Source organism: Agromyces litoreus (assembly GCF_040496015.1).
Taxonomy (GTDB): domain Bacteria; phylum Actinomycetota; class Actinomycetes; order Actinomycetales; family Microbacteriaceae; genus Agromyces; species Agromyces litoreus.
The window spans coordinates 158,428-174,133 of record NZ_JBEPKA010000003.1; the positions used below are offsets into that span (position 1 = coordinate 158,428).

General features: G+C 71.2%; 13 protein-coding genes. 8 read left to right on the plus strand and 5 right to left on the minus strand.

Annotated features, from left to right (window positions below):
- The first annotated feature begins 79 nt into the window (after window positions 1-79).
- Window positions 80-1,888, plus strand: a complete 1,809-nt coding sequence (locus ABME01_RS03790) for an ABC transporter ATP-binding protein (RefSeq protein WP_353827021.1) — start codon at window positions 80-82, stop codon at window positions 1,886-1,888.
- On the opposite strand, the gene ABME01_RS03795 is transcribed toward ABME01_RS03790, so the two are convergent.
- The gene (locus ABME01_RS03795) at window positions 1,889-2,767 is read right to left on the minus strand and encodes a hypothetical protein (protein ID WP_353827022.1); all 879 of its coding nucleotides are present in this window, start codon (window positions 2,765-2,767) and stop codon (window positions 1,889-1,891) included.
- Between the two features lie 23 nt (window positions 2,768-2,790).
- Window positions 2,791-3,795, minus strand: a complete 1,005-nt coding sequence (locus ABME01_RS03800) for a hypothetical protein (protein ID WP_353827023.1) — start codon at window positions 3,793-3,795, stop codon at window positions 2,791-2,793.
- A 64-nt stretch (window positions 3,796-3,859) separates the two neighbouring features.
- Here ABME01_RS03800 and ABME01_RS03805 point away from each other — a divergent pair, with 64 nt between their 5' ends.
- The gene (locus ABME01_RS03805) at window positions 3,860-4,828 is read left to right on the plus strand and encodes a glycosyltransferase family 2 protein (RefSeq protein WP_353827024.1); all 969 of its coding nucleotides are present in this window, start codon (window positions 3,860-3,862) and stop codon (window positions 4,826-4,828) included.
- Here the strand turns inward: ABME01_RS03805 and ABME01_RS03810 are convergent, their stop codons facing one another.
- Window positions 4,829-5,833: a glycosyltransferase family 2 protein gene (locus ABME01_RS03810; protein WP_353827025.1), complete on the minus strand. Its 1,005-nt coding sequence runs from the start codon at window positions 5,831-5,833 to the stop codon at window positions 4,829-4,831.
- Between the two features lie 108 nt (window positions 5,834-5,941).
- Between ABME01_RS03810 and ABME01_RS03815 the strand changes: the two genes are divergently transcribed.
- On the plus strand, window positions 5,942-7,315 hold the full coding sequence (locus tag ABME01_RS03815; protein WP_353827026.1) for an O-antigen ligase family protein: 1,374 nt from the start codon (window positions 5,942-5,944) through the stop codon (window positions 7,313-7,315).
- Between the two features lie 52 nt (window positions 7,316-7,367).
- Here the strand turns inward: ABME01_RS03815 and ABME01_RS03820 are convergent, their stop codons facing one another.
- Window positions 7,368-8,519: a hypothetical protein gene (locus ABME01_RS03820; RefSeq protein ID WP_353827027.1), complete on the minus strand. Its 1,152-nt coding sequence runs from the start codon at window positions 8,517-8,519 to the stop codon at window positions 7,368-7,370.
- 67 nt (window positions 8,520-8,586) lie between these two features.
- Here ABME01_RS03820 and ABME01_RS03825 point away from each other — a divergent pair, with 67 nt between their 5' ends.
- The 3 genes from ABME01_RS03825 to ABME01_RS03835 are packed head-to-tail and all read left to right on the plus strand — an operon-like array spanning window position 8,587 to window position 12,239.
- On the plus strand, window positions 8,587-10,128 hold the full coding sequence (locus ABME01_RS03825) for a tyrosine-protein kinase domain-containing protein (protein WP_353827028.1): 1,542 nt from the start codon (window positions 8,587-8,589) through the stop codon (window positions 10,126-10,128).
- Window positions 10,129-10,131: 3 nt separating this feature from the next.
- Window positions 10,132-11,337, plus strand: a complete 1,206-nt coding sequence (locus tag ABME01_RS03830) for a glycosyltransferase family 4 protein (protein ID WP_353827029.1) — start codon at window positions 10,132-10,134, stop codon at window positions 11,335-11,337.
- 14 nt (window positions 11,338-11,351) lie between these two features.
- The gene (locus ABME01_RS03835; RefSeq protein WP_353827030.1) at window positions 11,352-12,239 is read left to right on the plus strand and encodes a polysaccharide pyruvyl transferase family protein; all 888 of its coding nucleotides are present in this window, start codon (window positions 11,352-11,354) and stop codon (window positions 12,237-12,239) included.
- An 11-nt stretch (window positions 12,240-12,250) separates the two neighbouring features.
- Here the strand turns inward: ABME01_RS03835 and ABME01_RS03840 are convergent, their stop codons facing one another.
- Window positions 12,251-13,318 (minus strand): glycosyltransferase family 4 protein, encoded by a 1,068-nt coding sequence (locus ABME01_RS03840; protein ID WP_353827031.1) that lies wholly within the window; start codon window positions 13,316-13,318, stop codon window positions 12,251-12,253.
- A 315-nt stretch (window positions 13,319-13,633) separates the two neighbouring features.
- On the opposite strand from ABME01_RS03840, the gene ABME01_RS03845 reads away from it, so the two are divergent.
- Window positions 13,634-14,224, plus strand: coding sequence for a hypothetical protein (locus ABME01_RS03845; RefSeq protein WP_353827032.1), 591 nt, complete (start codon window positions 13,634-13,636; stop codon window positions 14,222-14,224).
- 187 nt (window positions 14,225-14,411) lie between these two features.
- Window positions 14,412-15,575 carry a glycosyltransferase family 4 protein gene (locus ABME01_RS03850; RefSeq protein ID WP_353827033.1) on the plus strand — a complete coding sequence of 388 codons (1,164 nt, stop codon included), beginning with the start codon at window positions 14,412-14,414 and terminating at the stop codon, window positions 15,573-15,575.
- Window positions 15,576-15,706: the final 131 nt, after the last annotated feature.

A 15,706-nucleotide genomic window follows, 5' to 3' on the forward strand; every position in this document is an offset into this window, starting at 1 on the left:
TCGGGTCCGGCCGGGCCGCGGCTATGATTCCGGGAGGCCCGCCCGCACCCACCCCAGGGCGAGGTGCGGAGGGAACCGAATGGCACGAGTCGCACGCGAGCGGACCCTGACCGCGCAGTTGCGCATGATGCTCGACATGGCCGGTGCCGCGCCGAGGGCCTGGGTCCTGGGCGCCATCGGCGCATCGCTGGCCCTGGCGACGCTCGACACCATCGGCGTCGCGGCGATGGTGCCGCTCACCCAGTTGTTCACCGGCGACACCTCCAACTGGTTCGTGCAGTGGATCTCCGACGTGCTCGGCACCACCGAGCTGTCGACGCTCATCCCGGTGGTCGCCGCCCTGATCACCGCGGTCTTCCTCGTGAAGAGCATCGGCGCCCTGGCGTTCCGCTGGTGGCTGCTCGGACGCACCACGCGGATCTCCGCGCTCTCGTCGGCCGAGCTCGCGCGCCGCTACGCCCTCGCGCCCTACGCCGACCATCGCTCGCGCCGGCTGAGCGAGGTGTACCGCAACATCAACGACGCGACGATCCAGTCGGCGAGCGTGCTGCTGAGCGCGGTCAGCATCGTCTCCGACGTGGTCGTGCTCGGCGGCATCATCGTGGTGCTCCTGCTCACCTCGGTCTCGGTCACCCTCTTCGCGGTCGTCCTGTTCGGCGTGCTCGTCTTCGGCGTCCAGATGCTGCTCCGCCGCCGTCAGTACCGCATCGGCGAGGAGGTCGCCGCGGCGGGTCTGCAGGCCTGGCAGTTCCTCCTTCCTGGCCTCGACGGGTTCCGCGAGGCTCGGCTCACCTCGAGCGCGAACGCGTTCATCGACGGCTTCCGCGAGGCGCGCATGCGGCGCGCCAGGGCATCGCGGGTCATGGGCATCCTCTCCGACGCGCCGCGGTACCTGCTCGAGATCGGATTCATCGTCGCGATCCTCGGGATCTCGGTGATCCTGTTCACGACCGGCACCCCCGAGGAGGCGCTGGTCGTGCTCGGCGTCTTCGCCGCGGCCTCGTTGCGCGCGCTCCCCGGCATGAATCGCATCGCGGCCGGCCTCGCCACCATCCGCACCGGTCGCGCCGGGCTCGACATCGTCTCGAAGGCGGTCGAGGAGCTCGACGCCGGGGGCGTGCACGACGAGCGCCCTCGCGGCGACCGGCCGTTCGACGGCGACATCGTGCTCCGCGACCTCAGCTTCCGGTACCCCGATTCCGACGAGTACGTGCTCCGCAACATCGCCCTCGACATCCGGGAGAACCGGACCACGGCCTTCGTCGGCTCGAGCGGTGCGGGCAAGAGCACGCTGCTCGACATCGTGCTCGGACTGCTGAACCCGACGGAGGGCGAGGTCCTCATCGGCGGCCGATCGATCGCCGACGACCTCGCGGGCTGGTACGCGGGCCTCGGCGTCGTGCCGCAGGACGTCTTCCTGCTGAACGACACGCTGGCGACGAACGTCGCGTTCGGCGTGCCTTCGGACGAGATCGACCTCGACCGCGTTCGCGAGGTGATCCGGATGGCCGAGCTCGAGGGGCTCGTCGCCGAGCTGCCCGAGGGGCTCGGGACGTTCGTCGGCGAACGCGGCGTGCGGCTCTCCGGCGGGCAGCGCCAGCGCATCGGCCTGGCCCGCGCGCTGTACCGGCGCCCCCGCATCCTCGTCCTCGACGAGGCCACGTCTGCGCTCGACAACGTGACCGAGCACGAGATCGCGAACACCCTCGCTGCGCTCAAGGGCACGCTGACGATCATCATCGTCGCGCACCGGCTCTCGACCGTTCGCCGCTCGGACACCCTGGTCTTCCTCAAGGACGGCCGGGTCGAGACCGAGGGCACGTTCGACGAGGTCCGGGCGGCGAGCCCGGACTTCGCCCGGCTGGTCGAGCTCGGCGAGCTGAACTGATCAGCTCCGCGGCGCCGAGGCGCTGCCGCGCGGGAACCGGGCGCGGAGCTCCCTGACCACCGGGAAGCGCTCGAGTGCGCGTCGACCGGGAAGGATCGAGCGCGCGAGACCGGGCGGGGTCCACCGGGTGGCGGCGACGCCGAACTCGTCCGCCATCGCCCGCCCGACCGGGCGCCCGAAGCCGCCGAGCGACACCCCCGAGTGGTTCTCGCCCGTGCCCACGCGGTACAGCGCCGCGGTGAATCCGATCGGTTCGAGCGGATGCCCCTCGGCCGCGAGGTCGGCGCTGAGGTGGCGGTGCGACCCGATGTGGCGGAACAGGCGCTCGCCGAAGGCCTCCTGCAACTCGGCCTGGTCGGCGTCGGGGCCGAGGGCGTCGGGGAGGGCGAAGTGGTCGGGGCGGACGATGAACGCCGTGCCGCAATGGCGATGGAACTCGTGCTGGCGCCGGACGGCCCGGCGTTCGCTCGACCATCGCCACCCGTCGACGATGCGCCAGCCGTCCGCGCCCGGGGCGGCGGCGGACAACCCGGCCAGGCGGTTCGAGACCATGTCGTCGGCGTCGAACAGCATCACGTGGTCGGGGGCGCTGGCTCGTGCCGCGAGGAGGCCGACGGCGAGCTTCGTGCCCTTGTCGAGCAGCACGGCTTCGCGACCGGTGATCGGGCCCCGGACCTCGCTCGGGGCGGGGAAGTCGACACCCACCCAGTTCACCGCATCGGGAAGCTGCTCCGGGCGGCGGTTGCCGACGACCCAGACGCTGAAGTCGGGGTGGTGCTGGCGCATGACCGAATGGAGCGAGTCGAGCAGCAGCCGTTCGACGCCCGCATAGTCGGTGCTGTTGCGTGGGTGCCGCAGCGAGGTGATGAAGGCGAGCACGCTGCCAACCTATCCGACGGCCGTCATCGGGCCGGCCGGGTCCGTCGGTCGAGCTCGTCCATCAACTCGGCGCCCGCCACCGGATCCACCTTGCGCGCGAACGCCGACCCGGAGCGAACGAGGACGTCGAGGTCGTGCATGCCGAGCACGGTCGGCTGGTCGCGTGCGACATCCCAGGTCACGTGCGTCACCGGCGGCAGCGGAGCCGGAGCGGCCCGCCAGGACAGCGGGGTGACGAGCGCCGACTCGTCGGGGATCACCGAGTGCCGGTAGAGCCGGCGCAGGCGCGAACCGGGCGCGAGATCCTCGTCGAGCAGCGGATCGAGCAGCGATCGCGGCACCGCGAGCCACTGGCTGCCGAGGTGGCACGGCCGGGCGTCGGAGAACGGCGTGGGACGTCGGACACCCCACATGACGCCTCGGCCGCGGGTCACGACGCGAACGCTGAGGACTGGCTCCATGCGGAGCGCCACCGCGCCGCGGAGGCGTCGGAGCAGGGACCCGAGCCGTCCCGGAACACGGACGCGGCGTCTCGCGAGCGGCGTCTGGAACCATCGGTGGGTGTAGCGGGTGAGCGCGTCCGCGCCCTCGCCGCGGCGCCGGCCCCAGTGCGGGGTGTACCGGAGCTCCTCGGAACGCCCCACCCATGACCCGGTGGCCAGGACCTCCGACTCCCAGGCCTCCAGCGGACGGACGGGATAGTCCTGCCCCGAGACGAGGACCACCAGCTCGGCGTCCGCGACCTCGCGCGCGAGCTCGAACGCGCGCAGCGTCGCCTCGACGAGCTCCCAGGAGCCCCAGTCCGTGGCGAGGCCGTGCTCGAAGACCCGGACCCGAGCACCCTCGGGCGATGTCGGGGGAGGTTCGCGGCGCGAATCGTGCGCGACGACCACGAACGCCCCGGGACTGGACGCGAGGATGGCGCGGACCAGCCGCTCGACCTGCTCGGGGTGCGCGTGGCTGAGGACGACGTAGGCCGTGCGGGCCGGATGCGGCGGTGCGGCCTCGCGAGCGGCATCCTCGGACATGGGCGAAAGCATAGGGCGTGCCCGTGGATAGAATCGCCCCGGACGGGCCGACGAACGGGAGACCATGGGCGACTCACCCCAGCTCAGCGTGTGCATCGTCACCTACGAGCGCCCGGACTTCCTGCGGCGGTGCCTCCGCTCGCTGGCGGAGGGGCTCTCGCCGGAGACGGAGATCGTGGTGGTCGACGCCTCGGCGGCGGACCGTCGCGACCTCGCCGCCGAACCCGATCGTCCGGTGATCTACGTGCACGCCCCGCAGCTCGCCGGCTGGATGACGCGGTCGCGGAACGAGGCGCTCCGGCATGCCGGCGGCGCGATCGTGAGCTTCCTCGACGACGACGTCGTGCTGCGGCCGGGCTGGGAGCCTGCGCTGCTCGCCGCATTCGACGATCCGTCGGTCGCCGCCGTGTCGGGCCGGACGTGCAACGGCATCGAGGGCGAGGAGCACTACGGCAAGCCGGTCGGCCGGCTCCTCGACGACGGGACCCTGACCGACGGCTTCGCGTCGGCGCCCGACGGGCCCCAGGTCGTCGACCACGGCATCGGGGCGAACATGTCGTTCCGACGGTCGGTGCTCGCCGAGCTCGGCGGCTTCCGTGACGACTACCCCGGCACGGCGCTGCGCGAGGACACCGATATCTTCCTCCGCGTCGGGGCGATCGGCGGCCGGGTGATCTTCGCACCGGATGCCGCGGTCGACCACCTCCCGGCACCGCACGTCCGCGGCGCCCGCTTCGACACGCGCTACAAGCTCTACGGGCGGCGGAACCACATGGTGCTCCTCGCCCGGCACGACGGGCTCCGTTCCCCGCTCCTGCGCCGGTGGGTGCGCACGCAGTTCCGGGCCGTCGGCCGCGCGGGCGGCGTCGGCGCGCGGGCGAAGCGCCTCGGAGTCACCGTCGTGGGCGTCGGATGGGGCTGGCTCGCCGCGCTGCGGTCGGCATCGTGGCGCCCGACGCCGCCGCGTCGCGACGACGAGCTCGGCCGGGAACTGCGCGCCCGGCTCGCGGCGCCGTCCGGCGCGGCCGCGTGATCAGCCTCGGCCGGCCACCACTCCGGTGACCCGCCGCGCGCCGGCCTGCACCCAGCGCGGTGCGGCGGCGCGCAGGCGATCCGTCCGGCGCGGCAGGATGTCTCGTCCGAGAGCGAGCGCCTCCCGGTAGGCCCGGAGGTCGCGCGCGCGCCAGCAGGCGCGCAGCGCCCAGCCCAGGACGTGGCGGTAGTTCGCCCGATACGCGTCGAGCGGGCGGTGCGGCGGCGTGGGCAGCTCGGTCGGCTGCCAGAAGGAGCGGATGGCGCGCAGCGCGGTCAGGCCCTTCGCGGGCGACCCCGTGCGGGTGATCGAGTTCGGCAGGTCGCGGAAGAACGCGAGGCGCTCGGGGATCAGCCGCCACTCCGTGAGCCGGGCGACGTTGACGTACATGACCCAGTCCTGTGCGGTGACCATCCCATGCGGGAACCCGCCCGCCCGCATGAGGAGATCGCGCCGCACCGCGGTCGTGCTCATCGAGCCGCGCATCCGCTCGAGGAGGAGGTCGAAGCTCCGGCCCTCGATCTCGAGGTAGGAGAGGTCGCGCGTCGGCACCGCCGTGCGGATGGCCTCGAGGCATTCGTCGAGCGTCTCCGCTGCGAACTCGTCGTCGGGACCGGCCTGCGGGGCGAAGCTCCAGTACGCGGTGTTCATCGCGCCGAGCTGCGGCGACTCCAGGATCTCGAGCTCGATCCGTGCGAGGTACTCGGGATGCAGGAGGTCATCGTCGTCGAGGAAGCAGACCCAGTCCGTCCCCGACGCGTCGACGCCGGCGTTCCGGGCCGCCGCGACGCCGGCCTTCTCGATCGCGACGACCTCCACCGGGAGGTCCGCCAGGGCCGCGGCCCCGGGGTCGTCGAGCCCGTCGGCGACGACGAGGACCCGGTCGAAGGGCCGGCGCTGCCGCAGCGCGCTCTCGACCGCCTGCCGGACGAACTCCGGCCGCTGGTGCGTCGGGATGATCAGCGCGAACGTCGGCACGGGAGCATCCTCCGGTCCATCAGGCATGCGGTCATGCTAGCGAGCGCGCTCGATCCCGCCCGCCGGGCGCAGCGGGGCCGGTGCGCATCGCCGGGCACCTGCGATACTGGAGCGAATCTCACGAAGGACCGGGCCATGAGTACGACCAAGGAGCGCCGGGCGATCCGGCACCTGCGGATCGTCGAGTGGTGGTCGGGCGTGTGGCGCTGGGTGCTCATGGCGTTCGCGGCGGTCGTCGTCACCTACCTGCTGCTCGACCGTGGCGCGCGGGGCGGAGCGGTCCTCGCGGTCGTCCTGGCCGCGTTCGTCGTCGCGGCCTCGCTCACGGGGTCGAAACCGCTCGCGATCGCCCTGTTCGCGGTCCCCGGGCTCTTGATCCCGCAGCGCATCGGCATCGGCGGCGGCGACCTCTCCGTCTCGGATGCCGCGCTGGTCGCGGCCTTCGGCACCGCCCTGCTGCTCGGGCAGCGACCCTACAGCCGGCCTCTTCGAAGCCTTCTGGTGCTGAACCTCGTGTACCAGTTCGCGACCTTGCTGACCGTCATCGTCAATCCCTACCTGGCGAACACCTTCGAGTGGTTCCACGCGTGGATGCTCGTCTCGGGTGCGCTGATCGTCGGCTGGGCGCTCGGCGCGGCCGGGTACGGCCGACTCGCGCTCTCGGCGCTCGTGTTCACGGCGTGCGTCATCGCCGGATTCACGCTGCTCCAGGCGGCACTGCAGTACGCCTCTGGCAACTTCGGGCCGGCCGCCCCGACCTGGCCGATCTCGATGCACAAGAACTTCGTCGGAACGGTGTTCGCATTCGCGGCCGTCATCGCCTACCTCGATCCCGACTGGGTGGGCTGGACGAAGGGTTGGTCGAGATTCGCGTTCTGGCTCCTCGTCGCGGGCACCGTCGTCTCGCAGTCGAGGCAGGCGCTCATCGGGTTGATCGCCGGCATCCTGATCGCCGTCATCCGTCGCAGCACCTCGCGCCGCTCGCGGATCCTGATCCTGGTGCTCTCGATCCCCGCCGTGTGGCTGGTGGTCACCATGGTGATCGACCAGGTCCAGTCGCAGAATCAGCACAACTCGGTCTTCCAGCGGATCGACTGGTTCCGCGAGGTGTACCGCTTCTGGCGCGAGTCGCCGATCTTCGGCCACGGCCTCCGGTATTGGAAGGAGCCGGGGAGCCTCGGCTACCAGCCGCCGCAGGGCGAGCTCGAGGTGCTGGCCAGCGCCGGCCTGGTAGGGCTCGCTGCGTTCACGGTCATGTGGATCGGCACGCTGATCGTGCTGTGGCACGTCGATCCGCGGTTCGGGACGTTGGCGGTGGCGGTGCTGGTCAGCCGCCTGGCGCAGGCGCAGTTCGACCTGTTCTGGGTCGCCGCCCAGGTCTCCATCCCATTCGTGGTGGCCGGCGTCTGCCTGGGCGCGATGGCGCGAGACGAGCGTGAGCGCGGCGAGGCGGCGACAGGTCCACCCAACCTCGCCGCGCTCGCCTCGACTCGGCCGGCCACACGCTGAAGGGAGCGTCGGCGCGACCGCCCTGCGAACCGCGACGTGCTGTCGCGTGGGGTCAGGCGCGGACCAGGAGGTCGGCGGTGACGAGTTCGTCGAGCGTTGCCTCGACGATCGCGGCGGGGTCGATGTCGGCGGGAGGGGGCGGCATCTCCTGGAGCGCGGCGTCGGTGAGCTCGGCGGCCGTCGCGTCGGCGGCGGCGAACCACAGCACCGGACCGAGGCCGCGCAGAGCCGTCACGACATTCCGGCGGAGGACCACGAGCGCGTCGTCGACGCTGAGCGCGTCGCGGTACTCGCCGCGGCGGTAGATGGTGCCGGGTGCGGCGTCGACCACGACCTCCTCCTCGCCGAGCTTCGCGCCGCAGTCGCAGTCGCTGGTGGACACCCCGACGTCGACGAGCTGGGGCGACTCGTCCGTCCGCGTCGCGAGGATGTCGTCGACGACGCTCGCGAGGGTCTCGGCCTCCGTGTAGACGACTCGCCGGACGCCGCCGGTCGAGAGGACGGTCGTGAGCAGAGTCCGGATCGGGCTCCTCAGCATCGACAGGAAGCTGGTCTGCGGGACGAGCTCCTCGATGGCGTCGAGCAGCGGAACCGTCTCGACGTAGGGCGTCTCGACGCCCTCGCGGCGATCGAGCAGGACGATCGCATCCAGCGTGAGCGGCGCCGCCGGCAGGTCGCGCAGGCCGTCCGTCGACGCGGCCAGCTGCGCCTTCTCCTCCGGATCGTCGCCGATGGAGAGCGGCTTGCGATAGGGGAGGACCTCGCCGCCCGGGAATACGGCCAGGGTCTCGTCGGTCACGTAGCCGAACGCGCGACCGAGCGCCCGCGCCGCGGTGGTCTTGCCTCGACCCGACGGGCCGACGAGCGCTATCACTCGGCCGTCGTCGAGCGCGACCGCACCGGCGTGGAGCATGAGCGCCTCGCCGCCGAGCCCCGCGATGCCGGCGAGCGTGACCTCCGAAACGATGCCGGCGGCGAGCCTCTCCGGGGAGTTCGCCGACACCACCCGATGTTCAGGACCCGAGGTCTGCCGTCCCCGCGCCATCGTCGCGGTGACGGTCACGTCGACTTCGGAGGCGGCACCTTGGTCGATGAGGTCGATCCAGTGGCCGCGGATGGTCTCACGGACGGGCGCGGGCACGGACTCGTCGAACTCGACTCGGACCGTGGAGTCGAGGATGCGCGCGGCGAAGGCGGTTGACATACCATGGACCCTACTCGCTCATGGTCGACCGCGCCGGGGCGCTCGGCGGCACGACACGGAGGTGTCCATGGAACTGCGCGATTACCTCCGCGGCTTGCGCCGGCATTGGTTCGCGATCTTGCTCATGACCCTGATCGGCGTCGGCGCCGGCTACGGGTGGACGCTGCTGCAGACGCCGGTCTATGTCGCGAGCGCGAGCGGCATCGTGCAGTCCACCGGTGTCGGCGACGTGGCGAATGTGTCGCTCGGTGACAGCGTGGCCCGTTCGCGCGTGCCCTCGTACCTCGTCATGGCCGGCTGGACCGACGTCGCACAGAACGTCATCGACGACCTCGAGCTCGACACGACGCCAGAGGCGCTGATCCAGCGCGTCGCGGTCGACAATCCGACGGGCACCGTCATCCTGAACGTCACGACCGAGGCGCCGACGCCCGACGGCGCGCGCGAACTCGCCGAAGCTTGGCTTGCGTCGCTCGCCGGTGTCGTCGAGGAGGTCGAGATCGAGAGCAGCCCCACCGCTGAGGCCCCGGTCAAGCTCGTCTCACGTCAGTCAGCGTCGCTCCCCTCGAGCCCGGCGTTCCCCGACGTCCAGACCGCGCTGATCGTCGGCGGCGTGCTCGGGTTCGGTTTCGGCGTGGCCTTCGCGATGATCCGCACGGCCGCGGACCGGCGCATCCGGAACGCGGAGGACACCGAGCAGAAGACCGGCGTCGGCGTCGTCGGTACGATCCCCTGGGTCCCCGGTCTCGACGCCGGCGACCGACTGGTCGACTCGTCGGCGGCCAACAGCACCGGCAAGCGCGGGACGTTCGCCGTCTCCGAGGCGTTGCGCGCGTTGCGCACCAACCTCCAGTTCATGGATGTCGACCACCCGCCGAAGACCATCGTGGTCACCAGTCCGCTCCCGGGCGACGGCAAGTCCACGATCGCCTGCAACCTCGCGCTCACGCTCGCCGCGGCAGGCTCCACGGTCGTGCTCGTCGACGGCGACCTGCGCCGCTCGATGGTCGCGAAGACGATGGGCCTGCCCGGCGGTGCCGGGCTCAGCGACGTGCTCGCCGGCCGCGCTGCGCTCTCCGAGGTGCTGCAGCGCACGCCGAAGTCGAACAACCTGCTCGTGCTCGCCGCCGGGAGTGTGCCGCCGAACCCGAGCGAGGTGCTCGGGTCCGAGCGGATGCATGCGCTGATCGCCGACCTGACCAAGCACGCCACGGTCATCATCGACGCGCCGCCGCTCCTGCCCGTGACCGACGGCGCCGTGCTCGCGCACCAGGCAGACGGCGCCCTCGTCGTCGTCACGCTCGGCAAGACGACCTACGACCTGCTCGACAAGTCGCTCGACACCCTCAAGAAGGCACGTGGCCGCGCGCTCGGCATCGTGCTGAACAAGGCCCCGGTCCGGGGCGCGGATGCCGCGACGTACTCGTACGAGTACCGGCGCGACTACACTTCGTCGGCGACCGAGGCGACCCCCGCGGGTGAGCATGCCGAGAAGTCGAAGCCGGCGCCGAAGAAGCGACGCGGACGGGGCAAGTCCAAGTCCGAGACCGAGCCGACCGACGACCTCGTGACCGAGCCGCCGTCGGATGAGCACGGCGCGCACAGCTGACGCGTGACCGAGCCGGATCGAACCGCGACGCCCGTCGCCGACCGTGGTCGCCGCCTGCGCGTCGCCCTCGTGACCTCCTCGTACGCTCCGCACGTCGGCGGCGTCGAGGAGCACGTGCGTCAGGTCGCGCACGAGCTGCTCGAGACCGGGACCGCCGTCGAGGTGTGGAGCGTGGACCGCGGAACCGGCCCGGTGGTCCGCGAGGTCGAGGGTGTCACCGTGCGCTACCTTCCGACGCCCCTGCCGTCTTCGTCGGTGGGCGGCGTCGCGCGGTTCGCGAAGGCACTGCCGGGGGCGTGGCGGCTCTGGTCTGGGGCGCGCGCAGCGTTCCGTCCCGACGTGCTCCACGTGCACTGCTTCGGACCGAACGGCGCGTATGCGCTGGCTGCGCACCGTCGGTATCGGCTGCCGCTCGTCGTCACCTCGCACGGGGAGACCGTTGCCGATGACCACGGCGTGTTCGATCGCTCGGCGATCCTGCGCACGTCGCTGCGGCGCGCGCTGCACGCGGCGGCGGCGGTCACGGCGCCGTCCGGGTTCGTGCTCGACGACCTGCGATCGCGGTTCGGCCTCGTGGGCGGTGAGGTCGTGCCGAACGGCGTCGACCTCGGGCTGGTCGGCGATGCCGCGCGGAGCCCATTCGCGGGCCCGTACCTCCTCGCGGTCGGCCGGCTCGGGCGCGCCAAAGGATTCGACCTGCTCATCAGCGCCATGGACGGCATCGCACTCGACGCGGCGATGCGGCTGGTCGTCGTCGGCGACGGAGAGGAACGCGCTCGACTCGAGGCACTGGTCGCCGAACGGGGCCTCGAGGGCCGCGTCGAGTTCGCGGGCCGGCTCGACTCACCGGTTGTCGCGGATGCGATGGCGGGAGCCACGATGGTGGTCGTGCCGAGCCGGATGGAGGCGTTCGGCATCGTCGCACTCGAGGCCTGGCGCAGTGGCGCCCCGCTGGTGATGACCGATCGCGGCGGCGCGCCCGGGTTCGTGCGCGACGGACGGGACGGCGTCCTCGTCGACCCGCGCGATATCGCAGCGCTCCGAGCGGCCATCGTCCGGGTCGCCGGCGATGACGACCTGCGGAGCCGGATGGTCGCGGCGGGCCGCGAACGCGTCGCGAGCTTCACGTGGCGGCGCGCCGCCGATGCGTACGAGGGCCGGTACGCATCGGTGCCCGGGTTTGCCGAAATCGCGGCAGGTGCCGCATGACGTATACGAACCCCGTGAGGCGCCGGCTGCGGCAGTTGCGTCGCATGGCCGCCGCGGCGACCCGTCCCGCGATGTGGCGCTCCGGATTGGTCGTGCCCACGACCTGGTGGGACGGCCATCCGAACTTCGGCGACGACCTCACCCCGTGGCTCCTCCCCGAGTACGGAGTCGCGCCCGTGCACCGTGTGGCCCGGAGTGCCCGGCTTTCCGGCGTCGGCAGCATTCTGGAGTTCCTCCCCGAGGAGTACGACGGCGCCGTGTGGGGAAGCGGCCTCATGTACGGCCAGCCCCATCCCCTCCCGCGGGCGAAGGTCCTCGCCGTGCGAGGTCATCTCACGCGCGATCTCATCGGTGCCCCCGAGGACGTCGCCCTGGGCGATCCGGGGATCCTCGTCGCCCGCCGCTCGCCCCGGCCGCGGGTGCGGTGGGATGTCGCGCTCGTGCCGCACGGGCACCATCGGCAGCACGAGCCGTTCATGTCGATGGCGGATGCCTCGGGCCTCCGGGTGCACGTCGTCAACGTGCACCAGCCCGCGGCCCGGGTCGTGCGTGAGATCGCCGCGGCGGATGCGGTCGTCACGACCTCGCTCCACGGTCTCGTGACGGCGGACGCGTACGGGATCCCCGCGAGCTGGACCATGCTCGAGCCGCCGCTCAGCGGCGGACCGTTCAAGTTCCACGACTACGAGTCGGTCATCACGCCCGGGTCGAGTCGGTTCACCGCATTCGACGAACGGCGCGGACTGGCGGGCATGCTCGAGGGCGCCTCGGCGGCACCGAGCGCGACCGTCGAACATGCGTGCCAGGGTCTGGAGCGGTCGATTGCTCGGCTCGCAGAGGTACTCCCCGGCCTTCGGATGTTCCCGCTCGGTGTGCTGGGCGTGCTCGCGGGACGCGGGTAGTGGGGCGGCTCTCAGGCGAGCGAGGCCCACACGCGCGCATGTGCCTCGGCGCAGCGCGCCCAGGTGAACTCGCCGGCGCGTGCGCGGCCGGCCGCGACCAGGGCGTCCGGACGGGAGCTTCCGGTGGCGTCGAGGATGCCCGCGGCGATGCCGGCCGCAGTGGGCTCCACGAGGATGCCAGCGTCGCCGACCACCTCAGGGAGCGAACTCGTCGCCGCGGCCACGACGGGCACGTTGGCGGCCATCGCCTCGAGCGCGGGAAGCCCGAACCCCTCGTACAGCGAGGGGACGACGACCAGTTCCGCGCCCGCGACGAGGCCCGGCATCACCTCGTCCGGCAGCCGCCCGACCATCCGGGTCCCGGGCATGCCCTCGAACAAGGCGGTGCGCCGCGGGTGCGTCGGGCCCGCGAGGACGAGTTCCAGCCCTGGGCGCTGCCGACGCACGACCGGCCAGGCCTCGGCCAGGGCCTCGAGGTTCTTGCGACGAGTCGCACCGCCGGCGTGCAGTACATAGCGATGCGGAAGACCATGGGCCCGGAGGCTCGCCGCGTCGAGCGGGGCGGCGTCGAAGAACCGGGCGTCGACGCCGTTGTGCACCACGTGCGGCTCCCGGATGCCGAGCAACTCGACTGCCTCGCGCGCGCTGAATTCCGACACGCAGATCACGGCGGCGGCGCTGCGCGCCTCGTCGATCGCGGCGGGCACTGGCGCGGACTCGTCGGGGAACCGCCAGGCCACGACGTCGTGCACCGTGATCACGTCGCGGCCGGGCGCCGGCGGGAGTTCGAGGGCCATGCGGTGCACGACCGCGTCGCCCGCGTAGAGCGCGCGGCCGATGGCTCGACGCTGGCCGGTCGACGCGCGCGCGATGCGTCCGAGCGGCAGCCGTCGGTTACCGGCGAGACGGGAGCGGAGCGAGCGCAGCACCAGCCTTCGGATCCGCCACGCGCGATCGTCGACCGAGGACATCGCCTCGGGCGCGCGCCGCGCGACCTGCTCCTGGTACGCCTGTGCACCCATCGGCGTGTCGGTGGCGATCGTGGCGATCGTGAGCCGTGGCGTGTCACGCGACGTCATCTGGCGATCCCTCCGGGTGCGGTTTCTGGGGCGACGGAGCGTCGACCGCGCCTCGAATCTACTGATCCGCGGACGACGGCGCACGGACCACGCCTCGCACCGGACGCCTGGCGTATGCGTGTGCACAGATGTCACCCGAACGTGGGTGACGCGGATTCCGACGAGGAAGCCTCAACCCCTAGAGTTGCCTGTGAAAACCCGATAGTGTGCGGCAGGTACTGACCAGACCGCAACGGCAGTATCACAACCCGATAAGGACCCGACAGCTCCGGCGGAGGGTCGCCCAACCACAGCAAACAGTCCAGGAGGATCCCAATGAGCGACCTCGAAGAGCCGAAGCCCGGCGTCTCACGGCGCACGGTGGCCAAGGCCATGGCGTGGTCGGTTCCCGCCGTCGCGCTCGCCGTCCCCGCTCCCGCCTATGCCGCGTCCGGCCCGCCCCCGCAGGTGTTCGTCGGCGTCGCATGTAAGTTGCCCGGCAACAGCCTCGGCACGAAGTGCGCCGAACTGTTCGCGGGACTGCCGGGCCTCAACCCGGCCAAGGCCTTCGCCATCCCGCTGCAGATCTGCAACAACACCAGCAAGGCGATCGTGCTGCAGCCGGACATTCTGATTCAGTCGACGCCGCTGCCGTTCCAGGTCGTGGGCATCAACCCGCCGTACTGCACGCCGATCCAGCCCGGCGAGTGCGTGAAGGTCATCGTCTACGCGAACTCGGACAACAGCGCCAACGCGCCGGCGACGCTCTCCCTCGCTATCCCGTGGGGTCACGACTGCAACGACACCGACCACTCGCCGATCATCATCCCCTCGTACGTGGTGGACGCCTTCCCGCCGTGCTCGAGCAAGACGCCGTTCCCGACGGGAGCACCGACCTGCGACCCGCCGTTCTACCAGGAGAACTGATCGGTCGGTCCGACTCGAGGGTGCGCTGCTCCGGCAGCGCACCCTCCGTCATTCCTTGCCGACGTTCAACCGGCCGGGTCGCTGACCGTCTCGGCCAGTCCTCGAAGCAGAGCAACGAGAAACCGGTTGCCCCGTGGGTCTGTCCTCTGGCGCCCGCTAGCCTTACGAAAGTGATGGAGGGCGGCCGATGAGAGATGTCATCCACGTCGTCACGCCCGGTGACCATTTCTCACCACGAACCGGTTCCGCCATCCCGACGGTCATCGACGGACTGGCGACTGCGTCGGCTGCCGAAGGTGCGCCGTACCGTCATGTCGTCGCGATCGACCGATCCACGATGCGGCCGCGGTATTCGTCCGCGTCGGTCGTGGAGTACTCCGGCGTCCCACGCCCGAACCGGAACGAGCGCTACGTCGACCTGGTTCGCGGGGTCTTCGGTCGTCCCAGGGCAGGTGTACGGCGCTACTACGGTCCCGCCGCCGACGCCGTCCGACGCCACGAATCCGCGATCGTCGTCGCGCACAACGCGCCGGTCCTCGCATCGCTCCTCGAAGGCTCGGACCATCGGACGGTCCTGTTCGTCCACAACGAACTGATGCGCACGTATTCACGGTTGGAGGCGGCACGAGTATTCGGTCGCCCCGACATCATCATCTGCGTGAGTTCCTGGCTTGCGGAGCGTGTGGCCTCGCGTCTTCCGCATCATGTCGCTGCGCGTATTCGCGTCGTGCCCAACGGAGTGGACACGATTCGATTCGCGCCACGTGGCGATCGGCGTGGCGACGGGCGTCGAACCTCGACCGATGCCCTTCAGGTCCTCTTCGTCGGGCGGACCATCGAGCTGAAGGGCCCCGACGTGCTGCTTCGAGCGGCCGCGTTGCTTCGACGTCCCGATATCGAGTTCACCATCATCGGCAGCCATGGGTTCGCGCGGGACGCGCCGCTCAGCTCGTACGAGCATGAGTTGCGTGAGATCGCACAGACATGCCGTTCATTGGTCAGATTCGTCCCATTTGTCGACCGAATGGAATTGCCGCACTTGATCCGAGAGCACGATGTCCAGGTCGTTCCATCGGTTCGGTCCGAGGCGAGCGGACTCACGGCACGAGAGGGAATGGCCAGCGGCCTCGCCGTCATCGCGAGCCGGGTGGGCGGCCTTCCCGAGGTGGTTGGCGATGCGGGAATGATGGTCGATCCCGGTGACCCGAACTCGCTCGCAGCTGCGCTGTCGGCGCTCGCCGACGACCGTGAGCGGTTGCAGGAACTGCAACGGGACGGTCGGTGCCACGCACTCGAGCACGACTGGAATTGGGCGTGGAGGCGATTCCGTGAGGTACTCGACGAAATGTGACTCGTCCCGGCGTCCGGCCATCGCGTGCGCCGGCGGTGACCTGTGGCGATGGGCCCGATGGCGTGCGACACATACCCATCGTTCGGGGGATCCACCCCATTCCCGGATTCGCCGCCCGTCTCCGGCGAGGC